At 58.8% G+C, this 13215-nt stretch carries 12 protein-coding genes; 5 read left to right on the plus strand and 7 right to left on the minus strand.

Translation table 11 applies throughout. The annotated features are described in order from the left end of the window. Window positions 1-114: 114 nt before the first annotated feature. On the minus strand, window positions 115-330 hold the full coding sequence (locus tag RIN61_RS23345) for a YodC family protein (RefSeq protein ID WP_085626654.1): 216 nt from the start codon (window positions 328-330) through the stop codon (window positions 115-117). 217 nt (window positions 331-547) lie between these two features. Between RIN61_RS23345 and RIN61_RS23350 the strand changes: the two genes are divergently transcribed. The 3 genes from RIN61_RS23350 to RIN61_RS23360 are packed head-to-tail and all read left to right on the plus strand — an operon-like array spanning window position 548 to window position 6237. Continuing rightward, window positions 548-1690 (plus strand): MexC family multidrug efflux RND transporter periplasmic adaptor subunit, encoded by a 1143-nt coding sequence (locus tag RIN61_RS23350; protein WP_215521426.1) that lies wholly within the window; start codon window positions 548-550, stop codon window positions 1688-1690. 15 nt (window positions 1691-1705) lie between these two features. After that, window positions 1706-4834: an efflux RND transporter permease subunit gene (locus RIN61_RS23355; RefSeq protein ID WP_215521427.1), complete on the plus strand. Its 3129-nt coding sequence runs from the start codon at window positions 1706-1708 to the stop codon at window positions 4832-4834. Beyond that, on the plus strand, window positions 4834-6237 hold the full coding sequence (locus tag RIN61_RS23360; RefSeq protein ID WP_313854405.1) for an efflux transporter outer membrane subunit: 1404 nt from the start codon (window positions 4834-4836) through the stop codon (window positions 6235-6237). The genes RIN61_RS23355 and RIN61_RS23360 overlap by 1 nt, the downstream gene beginning before the upstream one ends. Window positions 6238-6318: 81 nt before the next feature. Here the strand turns inward: RIN61_RS23360 and RIN61_RS23365 are convergent, their stop codons facing one another. The 3 genes from RIN61_RS23365 to RIN61_RS23375 all read right to left on the minus strand — a co-directional run bounded on the left by RIN61_RS23365 (window position 6319) and on the right by RIN61_RS23375 (window position 7840). Continuing rightward, a complete protein-coding gene (locus tag RIN61_RS23365) occupies window positions 6319-6879 on the minus strand; it encodes a TetR/AcrR family transcriptional regulator (protein ID WP_112253707.1) in 561 nt (186 codons plus the stop codon). A gap of 182 nt (window positions 6880-7061) precedes the next feature. Then, complete coding sequence (locus RIN61_RS23370; RefSeq protein ID WP_313854407.1) at window positions 7062-7523, minus strand: type II toxin-antitoxin system YhaV family toxin; 462 nt, start codon at window positions 7521-7523, stop codon at window positions 7062-7064. Further along, window positions 7523-7840, minus strand: coding sequence for a type II toxin-antitoxin system PrlF family antitoxin (locus tag RIN61_RS23375; RefSeq protein WP_085626649.1), 318 nt, complete (start codon window positions 7838-7840; stop codon window positions 7523-7525). The genes RIN61_RS23370 and RIN61_RS23375 overlap by 1 nt, the downstream gene beginning before the upstream one ends. 453 nt (window positions 7841-8293) lie before the next feature. Between RIN61_RS23375 and RIN61_RS23380 the strand changes: the two genes are divergently transcribed. After that, window positions 8294-8557 carry a hypothetical protein gene (locus RIN61_RS23380; RefSeq protein WP_313854410.1) on the plus strand — a complete coding sequence of 88 codons (264 nt, stop codon included), beginning with the start codon at window positions 8294-8296 and terminating at the stop codon, window positions 8555-8557. A 15-nt stretch (window positions 8558-8572) separates the two neighbouring features. Here RIN61_RS23380 and RIN61_RS23385 read toward each other — a convergent pair. Beyond that, window positions 8573-9723 (minus strand): IS3 family transposase gene (locus tag RIN61_RS23385; RefSeq protein WP_087535084.1). Its coding sequence is split into 2 segments (ribosomal slippage): window positions 8573-9489 and window positions 9489-9723, totalling 1152 coding nucleotides; the frame shifts between segments, so codons are not numbered across the junction. Between the two features lie 92 nt (window positions 9724-9815). Here RIN61_RS23385 and RIN61_RS23390 point away from each other — a divergent pair. After that, window positions 9816-10541: a hypothetical protein gene (locus RIN61_RS23390; RefSeq protein ID WP_313854412.1), complete on the plus strand. Its 726-nt coding sequence runs from the start codon at window positions 9816-9818 to the stop codon at window positions 10539-10541. 572 nt (window positions 10542-11113) lie between these two features. Here the strand turns inward: RIN61_RS23390 and RIN61_RS23395 are convergent. Together RIN61_RS23395 and RIN61_RS23400 are read right to left on the minus strand one after the other, a co-directional pair. Further along, window positions 11114-11764, minus strand: coding sequence for a hypothetical protein (locus tag RIN61_RS23395; RefSeq protein ID WP_313854414.1), 651 nt, complete (start codon window positions 11762-11764; stop codon window positions 11114-11116). Window positions 11765-12051: 287 nt separating this feature from the next. Further along, entirely contained in the window at window positions 12052-13080 is a 1029-nt protein-coding gene (locus tag RIN61_RS23400; protein ID WP_313854416.1) for a hypothetical protein, read from the minus strand. Between the last annotated feature and the right edge of the window lie 135 nt (window positions 13081-13215).

Below are 13215 nucleotides of genomic sequence, written 5' to 3' on the forward strand. Positions count from 1 at the left end.
CCATCTGAACGAGCTGGCATCCAGCCCCTAAAGATACCGGCGCCGATAACATCGATAACCAAGGTTCAACCTTGGTTATCGTGTTCTACGGGCCGTTGCCGGTTTCGCGTCGCTTTATCGCGTGTTGCCACCTGATGCTTCTTTCGCGGCTTGCAGAACGATGGTGTCAAACCATTTCTCCATGAAGGCGTCATTTTCGAACCACTGACATAGCGCAAATGCCGTTGCGGGAAAGCCGGAGATGGAACGCTGTTGCCTGATGTTCGTGATGGTCATTCTCGGGCCACCGCTTTTGATGGTGACGACATCGCCTCTAAACAGGTTGTTCATCCAATACCTCTGTTGAGTTTGCAGTGCTCTGTAGGCGGCTCGCTGCGCCTTGGAGGAGAGCCGGTGATCAACTCGCGACCCATAGAGAGAGGCGGTGCAACGTGGCACGCCGCGATCAGATACGCATGTTCTTTTGTGGCTCTAATGAGACATTATTGACTCATTAGTGATTCGAAGATATCATTCGGGTCGTTTTCAATCAAGGCTGTGGTGAGTGATGGGCAAGATACATACGATAGGGATGGGTGGGCTGCTAGCTGTTGCGGTGGCGTTGGCCGGTTGCGGAGCGGGTGAGGAGCCACAGGCCGCCTCTGCAGCGGTTGTGCCCGTGGAGACCGTGACGGTGACGACCGAACAGTTGGCGCTGGCCTCGACGCTGCCTGGCAGAGTCGAGCCGATGCGGGTAGCAGAGGTACGTGCCCGTGTGGCCGGTATCGTCTTGCACAAGCGCTTTGAAGAAGGTGCCGACGTCAAGGCCGGCGATGTGCTGTTCCAGATCGACCCGGCGCCATTCAAGGTGGCCCTGGCGCGCGCCGAAGGCGATCTGGCGCGTGCTCAGGCGGTACAGCAAGAGGCTCAGGCACGGGTCAAGCGCTACGAGCCACTGGTCAAGATCGAAGCTGTCAGCCAGCAGGATTTCGATAGCGCTACCGCCGAGCTGCGTAGTGCTCAAGCCGCTGTGCGTACGGCACAGGCCGATGTGCAGACCGCACGTCTGAATCTTGGTTATGCCACGGTAACCGCGCCCATTTCCGGCCGCATCGGCCGCGCCCTGACCACTGAAGGCGCGTTGGTCGGGCAGGGCGACGCCACGTTGATGGCGCGTATCCAGCAGCTTGATCCGATCTATGTCGACTTCACCCAGTCTGCCGCCGATGCCCTGCGTTTGCGTCAGGCGCTCAAGGAAGGTGCCCTGACAGGTGGCGAAGACAAGGCTCTGAGCGCCCAGGTGGAAGGCACCGATTACCAGCGCCAGGGCGCGCTGATGTTCACCGATGTGGCGGTCGACCGTGGCACCGGTCAGGTCACCTTGCGCGGGCGCTTCGACAACCGCGACGGCATCCTCCTGCCTGGCATGTATGTGCGCGTGCGCACCCCGCAGGGCACCGACCAGCAGGCCATCCTCGTGCCGCAACGGGCAGTGCAGCGTGGCAGCGACGGCATGGCACGGGTGATGGTCGTGGGGACCGACAACCTGGCCGAGGTACGCAGTGTGCGTACCGGCGTGATGCAAGGCTCGCGCTGGCAGATCAGCGAAGGCCTGCGTGCCGGTGACCAGGTCATTGTCGGCAGCCCGGCCGGATTGGCCCCTGGCATGCCCGTGGCGCCGGCTCAGGCGCAACAGGCCGCGGCGCACTAAGGCGAGGTTAGCGAGATGTCCAAGTTCTTCATCAATCGGCCGAATTTCGCCTGGGTCTTGGCGTTGTTCATTTCCCTGGCCGGCTTGCTGGTGATCCCGGCGCTGCCGGTGGCCCAGTATCCCAGCGTGGCGCCGCCACAAATTTCCATCACCGCCACCTACCCGGGTGCATCGGCCAAGGTGCTGGTGGAGTCGGTAACCAGCATCATCGAGGAGTCGCTCAACGGCGCCAAGGGCCTGCTGTACTACGAGTCCACCAACAACTCCAACGGTGTCGCCGAGGTGATGGTGACTTTCCAGCCCGGTACCCTGCCGGACATGGCCCAGGTCGATGTGCAGAACCGCCTGAAGAAGGCCGAGGCGCGCATGCCCCAGGCTGTGCTGACCCAGGGGCTGAAGGTGGAGCAGGCCAGTTCGGGCTTCCTGCTGATGTATGCCCTGACCAGTGCGACAGGTGGGCGCGACAATGTAACGGCGTTGTCAGACTACGCGGCGCGTAACATCAACAACGAACTGCTGCGCGTACCCGGTGTGGGCAAGCTGCAGTTCTTTGCCTCCGAAGCGGCCATGCGCGTCTGGGTCGACCCGCAGAAACTTGTGGGCTACGGCCTTTCCATCGACGACATCAGCAATGCCATCCGTGGTCAGAACGTCCAGGTACCGGCTGGCAGCTTCGGCAGCACGCCGGGCGCCAGCGAACAGGAACTGACCGCGACCTTGGCCGTGCAAGGTACCCTGGAAACCCCGGAAGCGTTCGCCGCTATCGTCCTGCGTGCCAACCCGGACGGTTCCAGCGTACGCCTGGGTGATGTCGCGCGCATGGCCATCGGCAGCGAGAACTACAACCTGTCTGCGCGCCTGGATGGTAAACCGGCAGTGGTAGCAGCAGTGCAACTGGCGCCCGGGGCCAACGCCATCCAGACCGCGACGCTGGTCAAGGAACGCCTGGCGGAGCTTGCGCAGTTCTTCCCCGAGGGCGTCGAGTATTCGGTGCCCTACGACACCTCGCGCTTCGTCGACGTGGCCATCGAGAAGGTGATTCACACCCTGATCGAAGCCATGGTGCTGGTGTTCCTGGTGATGTTCCTGTTCCTGCAGAACGTGCGCTATACCCTGATCCCGTCGATCGTGGTACCGGTGTGCCTGCTCGGCACGCTGATGATCATGAAGCTGCTCGGGTTCTCGGTGAACATGATGACCATGTTCGGCATGGTGCTGGCTATCGGCATCCTGGTGGACGACGCCATCGTGGTTGTGGAGAACGTAGAGCGTCTGATGGCTGAGGAAGGGTTGTCGCCGGTAGACGCAACCATCAAGGCGATGGGGCAGGTATCCGGGGCGATCATCGGTATCACCATGGTGCTGGCAGCGGTGTTCCTGCCGCTGGCGTTCATGTCCGGCTCCGTGGGGGTGATCTATCAGCAGTTCTCGGTGTCGCTGGCGGTGTCGATCCTGTTCTCTGGCTTCCTGGCCCTGACCTTCACCCCGGCGTTGTGCGCCACACTGCTCAAGCCGGTCGCACATGGGCATCATGAAAAGGGCGGCTTCTTTGGGGCGTTCAACCGCACATTCGCCCGCATGACCGAACGCTACTCGGTAATGAACAGTGCCCTGGTGGCCAGTGCCGGGCGTTGGATGCTGGCCTATGTCGGCATCCTGGTGGTCCTGGGTTACTCCTATGTACGAGTACCGGAGGCGTTTGTCCCCGCCGAAGACCTGGGCTATGGCATCGTCGACGTGCAGTTGCCGCCGGGTGCCAGCCGGGTGCGTACTGATCACACTGCACAGGCACTGGAAGGTTTCCTGATGTCCCGGGAAGCTGTCGCCAACACCATTGTCGTGACTGGTTTCAGCTTCTCGGGCCAGGGTGAGAATGCCGCGTTGGCATTCCCGACCTACAAGGACTGGTCGTTGCGTGGCAAGGAGCAATCCGCAGCAGCTGAAACTGCCGTGGTCAATGAGCAGTTCGCCGCTAACGGCGACGGGGCCATTACCGCGGTCATGCCGCCGCCGATCGACGGCCTGGGCAACTCCGGTGGTTTCGCCCTGCGCCTGATGGACCGTGGCGGCCTGGGGCGCGAGGCGTTGCTGGCTGCCCGCGACCAACTGCTGGCCCGCGCCAATGAAAACCCGGTGATTCTCTACGCGATGATGGAAGGCCTGGCTGAGGCACCGCAGTTGCGCGTGCAGATCGACCGCGAGAAGGCCCGCGCCCTGGGCGTGAACTTCGAGTCGATCAACAACACCCTGGCCACCGCCTTCGGTTCTGCGGTGATCAACGACTTCAGCAACGCCGGGCGCCAGCAGCGCGTGGTGGTGCAGGCCGAGCAGGGCGAGCGCATGACCCCGGAAAGCGTGCTGCGCCTGTATGTGCCGAACGCCCAGGGCGAGCAGGTGCCGTTCAGTGCCTTCGTCACCACCCAGTGGGAAGAAGGGCCGGTGCAACTGGTGCGCTACAACGGCTACCCGTCTATCCGTATCGCTGGCGACGCGTCGCCAGGCCACAGTACCGGCCAGGCCATGGCCGAGATGGAGCGCCTGGTCAGTGAGCTGCCGCCGGGGATCGGCTATGCCTGGACCGGCCTGTCGTACCAGGAGAAGGTGTCCAGTGGCCAGGCCGTGGGCCTGTTCGCCCTCGCCATCCTGGTGGTGTTCCTGCTGCTGGTAGCGCTTTACGAGAGTTGGGCGATCCCGCTGACAGTGATGCTGATCGTGCCGATCGGTGCGCTGGGCGCGGTGTGGGCGGTGCTGCTTACTGGCCTGCCCAACGATGTGTACTTCAAGGTCGGCCTGATCACCATCATCGGCCTGGCGGCGAAGAACGCGATCCTGATCGTCGAGTTTGCCAAGGAACTATGGGAGAAGGGCTACAGCTTGAGTGACGCTGCCATCGAGGCTGCGCGCCTGCGCTTCCGCCCGATCGTGATGACCTCCATGGCCTTCATCCTCGGCGTGGTGCCGCTGGCCATCGCCACTGGCGCTGGCGCGGCCAGCCAGCGCGCCATTGGTACCGGAGTAATCGGCGGCATGCTCAGCGCAACCTTGCTGGGCGTGGTGTTCGTGCCGATCTGTTTCGTCTGGGTGCTGAAGCTGCTCAAACGCAAGCCGGCCCCCATGCAACACGCTGTCGAGGTGGTGAAGTGATGGTCATGGGTAAACTTGCAATGCCGTTGGCGCTGGCCTGTGCCCTGGTCGGCTGTTCGCTGGCGCCGACCTACCAGCGCCCCGAGGCACCGGTGCCGACGCAGTGGGGCAATGCCACCGGGCAGCAGGGCCAGGCGGTGGCGCAGCGGGACTGGCAGGCGTTCATCCTTGACCCTACGCTGCGCCAGCTGATCGGCACCGCCCTGGGCAACAACCGTTCCCTGCGCCAGGCCTTGCTCGACATCGAGCAGGCCCGTGCGTTATACGGCATTCGTCGTGCCGATCGCGTGCCGGGGCTGAACGCCGGCGCTTCGGGCAATCGCCAGCACTTGCCGTCGGACCTCTCCAGCGATGGCCGCGAAGGCGTCAACAGCACTTATCAGGTAGGGCTATCGCTGCCGGAGTACGAAATCGACTTGTTCGGCCGCGTGAAAAGCCTGAGCGACGCAGCGCTCGAGCAGTATCTGGCAACCGAGGAAGTCAGCCGGGCTGCACACATTGCCCTGATCGCCGAGGTCAGCCAGGCTTACCTGACCCTGGATGGCGCCGAGCGTCGCCTGACGCTGACCCGCCATACCCTGGGCAGTCGGGAAGACTCCCTGGCCCTGATCGGCCAGCGCCGCACCGTAGGCACCGCGACGGCGCTGGATCATCAGGAGGCATTGGGGCTGGTCGAGCAGTCGCGAGCGGAGCTGGAGTCCGTCCTGCGAGAGCAGCAGCAGGCATACAACGCCTTGGTGCTGCTGCTCGGCAGCGCCAGCGCGGCCAGGGTGATCCCTGCCGAACGGCCCGAGGCACCGATGCTGCTGCAGGACATCGCCCCGGGTGCACCGTCGGCACTGATCGAGCGGCGTCCGGACATTCTTGCCGCCGAGCATCGACTGCGGGCGCGTAACGCCGATATTGGCGCGGCACGGGCGGCGTTCTTTCCACGGATCAGCCTGACCGGCAGCTTCGGTACCTCCAGCGCGCAGATGTCCGGGTTGTTCGAGGGTGGCTCGCGCAGTTGGGGCTTCATGCCGCAACTGTCGTTGCCGCTGTTCGACGCCGGGCGCAACAAGGCTGCCCTGAGCCTGGCCGAGGCGCGCAAGGACTCGGCGGTTGCAGCCTACGAAGGCACGATCCAGACCGCCTTCCGGGAAGTGGCCGATGCACTGGCCGCCAGCGATACCTTGCGGCGTGAGGAGATTGCACGCAAAGCGTTGGCCGACACCAGCCGCGCGAGTCTGGTACTGGCGAAGGCTCGCTATGAGGGTGGTGTGGACAGCCATCTGCGGTATCTGGATGCGCAGCGCAACACCTACCTGAACGAAGCGGCTGCTATCGATGCGAGTATCGAGCGGCAAAAATCGCTCGTCGACCTGTTCCGCGCCCTTGGTGGTGGCTGGCCTGCGCGGGGATAGCTCATCGATCCTTTGGTTGGTCTGGCCAACCGCTTTTGCCCCTGAGTGATCAGGGGCTTTTTTTATCTGGGCATCGGTAAACTAGCGAGCTGCCGCCACGGCGCCATTGAGGAACAGATTCTCGAGCGTCAATGCAGATGTCGCACTGGCCGCGCGACCGCGTCGTTCGGCATCGACAATTCCGTAGACCAGGCTCAGGAACATCTCGGTGAACACCGCAGCACTGATATCGATGCGGAAAAAACCGGCCTGCTGACCACGCAGGAAGTAGTCGTCCAGAGCGTCGGCATAGGCCCGCCAACCCTGGTTGGCTTCACTGCCGTCAAAGGTGTCCGGGCGGTACTGGAAGAGCAGGAACACCATCATTTCGCGATGCTTGAGATGCTCGGCGATCAACAGGCGCAATGCCGTCAGCGGTTCACTGTTTTCAAGATCGGCATCGGCGATCACTTCACGCAGAACCTGCTCACCGTAACCTTCCAGCAAGCTGACCAGATTGTCTCGAGTCCCACAAAAGCGATGCAGGGTCGCCTTGCTGACGCCAGCCGTTTCGGCCAGCTCTTTCAGCGTGGCTCTGGGGTGGATAACGATTGCTGCAGCGAGTGCCTTTAGCAGTCGTTCGTCGGTTGCTGAGAGGTTCATGAAAGCGTCTCTGTTGTTTGATTTTGATCATTGTGCAGCAATTGAATCAAAATCGCACCATTTGAGCTATTTTAGGGTCATGCGTGACTGGGTCATAACCAAAAAAAAATGCGAGTGGATTACAGTGGACGCACCGGGGCGGGGCTGGTGCAGAACATGCAATCCCTCACCATTTGCGCAACTTATGCTTTGGGCTCGTCCCAGTCGCTACGTGTTGCGGTAGTCAGCGCATCCCAGTCATCAGGAGGGTTGCCGCGTCCCAACATCCTCTCGAATACGGCGTAGGGATCGGATTTGCTGCCTGCGGACCGTAGGGTAGTTTCGTCGTTGACCCATGCATAGACGATGACCTTGGACCTTGAGTCGTAGCGAAAGAACAGCCGAAAGCGCCTACCGATTTTTGCCCGCCGCCAATGCCTGTAGGCGGTGCCCAGCGTGTTGCCTTGGCGGAACTCATCACGGCCCGGATCGGCAGGCACAGCCTCCATGATCAGATGGCTCAATGCCCGAAACAGCTTGACGTTGGCGTTGCTCTCAAAACCTTGCGGGTCGTTCTGCTCGGCCCGGGCGGCGGCTTCTTGCAATTTGCGTAGCTGTAAAGTCACACCTTCATGGAACAACAGTGTCCAGCCATGTCGCAGCATCAGATCGCGACCTCACCATCGATATCTTCGTCCAGGTTTACAGGGTGGTTTGCGTTGGCGAGCAGGGTTTGCGCCAAGTCTTCCGGCAGGGTGGTGAGGTTGCGGCCGCTTCGAATATCAGCTTCCAGCAAACTTAGGAACGCACCGATGGCAGGGTCTTCGTGGGTGGTTTCTACGCGGCTGACCACGATTTCACCCCCGCGTACGTCGAATGCGATCTTGCCACCAGTGTCAATGCCCAAAAGCTGGCGAACGGATTTGGGCAGTGTGACCTGTCCCTTCGAGGTTAGCGTTGCGATTTCGTGGATGGCAGGCATGGGCGTTCTCCCGGATGTATTGATTGAATGGTAAGGAATAATCCTTACTTGGTCAATCTTGGTTTTCTGCTGATTAAGCATAAGCAGAATGAAAGCTCAGACGCACCGCAGCATGAGTTACACCATCCCTTAGGACACGATAGGAGCTTTATACGGTGCCGCGAGTTTTGAGACTGACGCGGATTGATCCACAAATGGTTGGTTATATATCCAGTCTTTACGCATTCTCAGACGATTTGCACCAAAATTGTCCTCAATCTTGTTTACCGCTCCCCATCAATCACGCTAATTTGCGGAAACGCTGGCACAGTGCCGCTATCGGTCGTCCTTCGACTAGTCCTCGCATGCGCACACTGCTGCTCAGCTGGTGCCTACCCTTAAACAGGGCGGGATCATTGATCGTGCGCAGCAACCGTATGAGGATTCTGCGGTTTCGTGTTTGTGGGAAGTGTTATGGATGGCGTGAGCTTCAAGCAGGTAGATCAATATGCCCTGTGTTGTGTCGAGGATTTCTCTGAGGAGCTCAAGCTCGCGCTGAGGGAGAACCTCACGCGAATCTGCCACGGCGCCGACCAGGCCAGCAAGGACAGGGCCATCTACAAATACCCTGCGACGATCAGGCATTTCTGGAACGAGCGCTACTGCAAAAAGCCCTGGGAAACCCGGATCGGCATGCTCGGCGAGCTTCTGTCGCACGTCATCATTCTGAAGCTTTGAATCGCCCCTGGTTTTCTAGACACTCTCCAAGCTCAGGAAATAGCGTTTCTCATACTCTACTGGAGACAGCTGCATAGCACTGCTGTGTCGGCGTTTAGGGTTATAGAACATCTCGATGTAATCGAAAATATCACTTCGGGCTTCTTCACGGGTTGTGTAGATCTTTCGTCGGATTCGCTCTCGCTTCAAAAGCTGGAAAAAGCTCTCGGCTACGGCATTGTCGTGGCAGTTTCCCCGCCGGCTCATGCTGCTGATTACATTGTTGGCCTTCAAAAAGCTTTTCCAATCCGAGCTACTGAACTGACTGCCTTGATCTGAGTGAATCATAACTTGCTGCTGAGGCTTGCGTCGCCAAACAGCCATCAACATCGCGTCGATAGCCAGGTCGCTGCACATCCTTGGCTTCATTGACCAACCAATTACTTGGCGTGAGAACAGATCCAGCACTACCGCGAGGTAGAGCCACCCTTCATAGGTGCGGATGTAAGTGATATCTGTCACCCAGACCTTGTTCGGCTCACTTACCTTGAACTGCCGCGCGAGGTGGTTGGGCGAGGCCACTGTTGGTTTTCCACCATAGAACCCTGGACGCCGCCGATAGCCCGTTTGAGAACGCAGCCCCTCCGCCTGCATCAAGCGCCTGACTCGATTTCGGCCGCATTCCTCTCCCAGCTCACGCAGGTCATCGTGAATTTTGCGGTAGCCGTATACACCTCCGCTTTCCAGCCAAGCGTGTTTGATCAAGCCAAGCAGACGTTGATCTTCTTTTGCTCGGGCAGATTGAGGCTCGGCCAGCCAGGCGTAATAGCCGCTGGGGTGCACCTTGAGGGTTTGGCAAAGGCGCCGCACCGGGTAATCAGTCGAGTGCTTCTTGATGAAGGCGTACTTCAGCCGCACTCCTTGGCAAAGTACGCGGCGGCCTTTTTTAAGATGTCTCGCTCTTCCGTCACGCGCTTGAGTTCAGCGCGTAGCTTGCGCAGTTCGGCCTGCTGATCGTCGTCTTGCTGACGCTGCTCTTGGGGCTTGCTGTAGACCTTGATCCAGGCGTAAAGACTGTGCACGGACATGCCCAGGCGCTGGGCGACATCGGCGACAGGTTTGCCTTTCTCGGTCACTTGCTTGACCGCTTCGATCTTGAATTCTTCGGGGTAACGCTGACGACTCATGGCACCTCCTATTTGGGCCTCATTATGAGGCTTGGAGGTGTCTACGAAACCAGGGGCGATTCAGGTCTTACAGGCAAGTCGCCGACGAGACGGTGAGCAATACTGAGCAGGTGCGGGCTCTCGCAGACGTGATTGCTCTGTCGGCTCTAGAGGGTCTAGACCAATTTTATGAGGCCTACCTGTCCTTCACCTCGATTTTTGCCTATCAGCACCCAGAGATTTGCGTGGCGCTGGCCGAGGGGTTCCCGGAGATTCTTTCCACGCCCCCTGAGTTGGTTGATAAGGGCCAATGGAGTAGCGCGTGCGAGTCGCTTGGTAATACTGCAGCAGCTGCCGACAGTGCAGGCAAGACTAATTTGCGCGACCGAATCACGGCGGCGGGCGTTGTATTTGCCACGGCTCTGGGGAGCAAGCCTGGAATTAGGAGCTTTGACGCACGCGCAGTAGCCAAAATGTTCCTTTTCGCAAGGATGCCGGCGGAGGCGCTGGATGTAATCATGAAGATTCCGACTGAAGCCCTCAATAAGGACCATTGGCTCCTGTACCGCAAGGCTGAGGCAGAATTGGGAGTTCACAAGCTGGAGGATGGACTGAGCACCGCTGAACGTGCTCTTGCGCTTGCTAAAGATGATAAGAAAGGGCTTGAGCGCATTGCTAGTTATCATGAGTTGCTCAGTAAATGTCACGAAGCATTGGGTGCGACAGACTCTGCGATCGCGCAAACGGAGGCAGCGCTGGAGTCGTGCCAGGCGGGGAAGTATAGGGATGCGTTGTCGGGGAGGTTGGAAGAGCTGAAACGGCGAGCAAGCACTCACTGACCGAGGATTTAGAATCGCCTCGGGCGTTCTCAGACTCCTGCATTTGGCCGATTTCTGCCTATGGCCAAAGGCAGCAATCGGCCGACTTCAGTCGGTCGAGGACGAAGCCCCTAAAGACTGTCCGGGTCGCCAAAGAACATTCGGCTATGGCTCTAGAACGCTGGTTGCGACTCAAAAATACAGAAATATACCCGCAAAAATACCCTCGATACCCTCACATGGATGCGCGATCTAGAACGGCGATTTCTGACGGATGCCGAGAGGGGAGCCAGATGGAACTCAGTGTACCTCCATGGTGAGGGCGGCGGTACCGAGATAGCCAGTTCGCAATGGATTGCAGGCGAAGGGCAACTCAACGCAGGTAATTATCCATAGCAACGTTTTCACTGCGGGGGAGGTTGCTCAGATGGAGAAGTGTTTGTGGGGCCCTGTGCCGGCTGATCCGCACGCCGTGCTCCAGTGCTGCAGCGAGCGGTTCTAGCGCTTCCCGAATCCGAGCAGATCACAGCGATGGCTGACAAGCTGTGTGACTTTTCGCGACTTCTCATTGTTCAGTGATGCTTGCCCAGGCTTCAGTCTTGCTCCAGCCATTCAGCAAGTTTCTCCACCTCATCGATCGCGGCATGAAGCGCATCGCGGGTTACATGAACAGTTGGCGCCATCATCCAGCTGCCGCCTCTGCTAGCCAAAAGACTCTTCTCGTAGCTACTGACAAATAGAGGGCTTGGGTGCTTCCGAAGGGCTCTTTCATTGTGGATTGCCCGCGTGGACGTTATAGACGTTGCATGCTGACTAGCATTCCTAGCGAGCACCACCTGCTCCAGAATGGAGAAGTTCACAGGGCACTGGTTCCAGTCAACGCCATGCTTAGCGAAACAGGTTCGATAGCCTTTGATGAACCCTTTGCTGAAATTTTTTTCTCCGCACGATTTTTCGCAATCCAAACCAGCAATTTTTTCATGGGTGACAAAAAAAATTTTCAAGGATTCTGAGAGCATGGACACGCAGGTCTGACCCACAACCTCAAGTCCGGTCTGCGCGCGCAGCCACTCCTCCTGGAAAGCAGGCTCTGTTGGCATGGTTTCAGGATTGAAGTATGGCGGTTCAAACGGTGGCTCTTCCGCGTCGATCTTGCGCATGGTTTCGATGAAGGGAGCTGAAGCCTCATCAAAGTAGTGTTTGATGAATGCAGTGCGCTCCTTGAGGAAAAAATCTACGTCCAATGTGCCTACCTCATCAAAAGTCCGGAGGGCTTGATGGCCCTCGCTGAGGGAACTCAGTTATTGACCCGTGCAGTCCTGCGCCTCGAACGCATTATGGGTGTATTTCGGGTAGATGATTTCCCGCCAGCTAACAGGAGCAGCAGGATCAAACTGCAGCTTGCGCAGAGTGGCGAGCTGGGGAAAAACCTCCTTGACTGAGATCAACGCTGCGTGTGACGGGCATAAGGGTGGAGGTGGAGAGGTGGGAGTAGCCCATCGGCTGACTCCCTCACGCAGCTATGCGTAGATCAGCTTGTAAAAAGCTCTGGGTTACGTTGCACAGCTTCTACTAATGCATCTTCAGTGGTCAGTCCAGATCTGATCAGCTCCGCAAACGCTTCCAAGGCTTGCAGAGGAGTGTCCAGATCTAGAGTATCTCTCATGAATGCAGCCGCGAGCTCGTGGGCATCGCTATTGGCCACTTGCTGCTTACCCATTTGAGAAAACATGTAGAGCACTGATTCGCCCCGTGAGCGCTCATCAATGCCAAACAGCTCATTGAGTACCATGCCGAGCGTTCCGACGATGTGAGCCGGAGGACGACTCCAGGTGTCGCGGAGCTCGCCCGTTTGGTCGGCGTATTCGAGTTGCTTGCGAATTTTCGTGGGGATGGTTGCGGTGGCGCGCTCTTGGCTATAGTAGGAGCGCCGGGACAGGGCGGCAGCGTCACGCACCACTTTCCAGACGATAAACCAGAGCTGAGAAACGCTGTAGGTGCGCAAGCCATGACGAATGGTGTCCTGGATTTTCACAAGGGCGTCAGGTTCGATGAACTGGTTGTGCAGTTCGCACTGATCCATCAAGTACCGGATCACGTCATCGCAGGCGTAATCGAGCCAGAGCTTGCTGAGCGCTTCGGAGTTCTTGAAATCCCTGTCTATGAGTAAGCTGAACGCTTCCTCACCGCTACCGAATTCAACGTCTGGCGGCAAGAATAGTTTGGCGTATTCCAGACGAATTCGAACCTCGCCCTCACTCTGATAGTAAGTGCCTTGCCACGCTGCTTCTGGGTCATCCCCTAGCACACCTGCCCTGTAGAGGCGATTGGCGAATTTCCCGCTGTCGTAGGGCGACAAGTCACCGCAGTCGTCATGAGTGAATCGCCCCTCCCACAACCGAGGCCCCACAGAGGCGTACAAAGCCTGTAGCAATAGCACCGAATCGTCTGCCAAGTCTCGGTACGCCAACGTTCGATTCTTCATCCATTCAATATGCGGTGCCAGCTTCGCTTCGAGTTCGGCCCGGTCGGCAGCCTCCTTTGCCTGCTTTTCCAGCAATTGCTGTTCAAGGCAGCTCCATCTCTTCTGGATCTGTGGTTAGAAAATCAAGCTCAACTGCCATGTAAAAGCGACCTGGTTAAATGGTTGATGGCTAGCGCTGTGAGGCAATCTACCCCTGCAGCAGCTCAGCTG

Origin of the sequence: Pseudomonas inefficax (assembly GCF_032164165.1) — a bacterium.
Classification (GTDB): Bacteria; Pseudomonadota; Gammaproteobacteria; order Pseudomonadales; family Pseudomonadaceae; genus Aquipseudomonas; species Aquipseudomonas inefficax.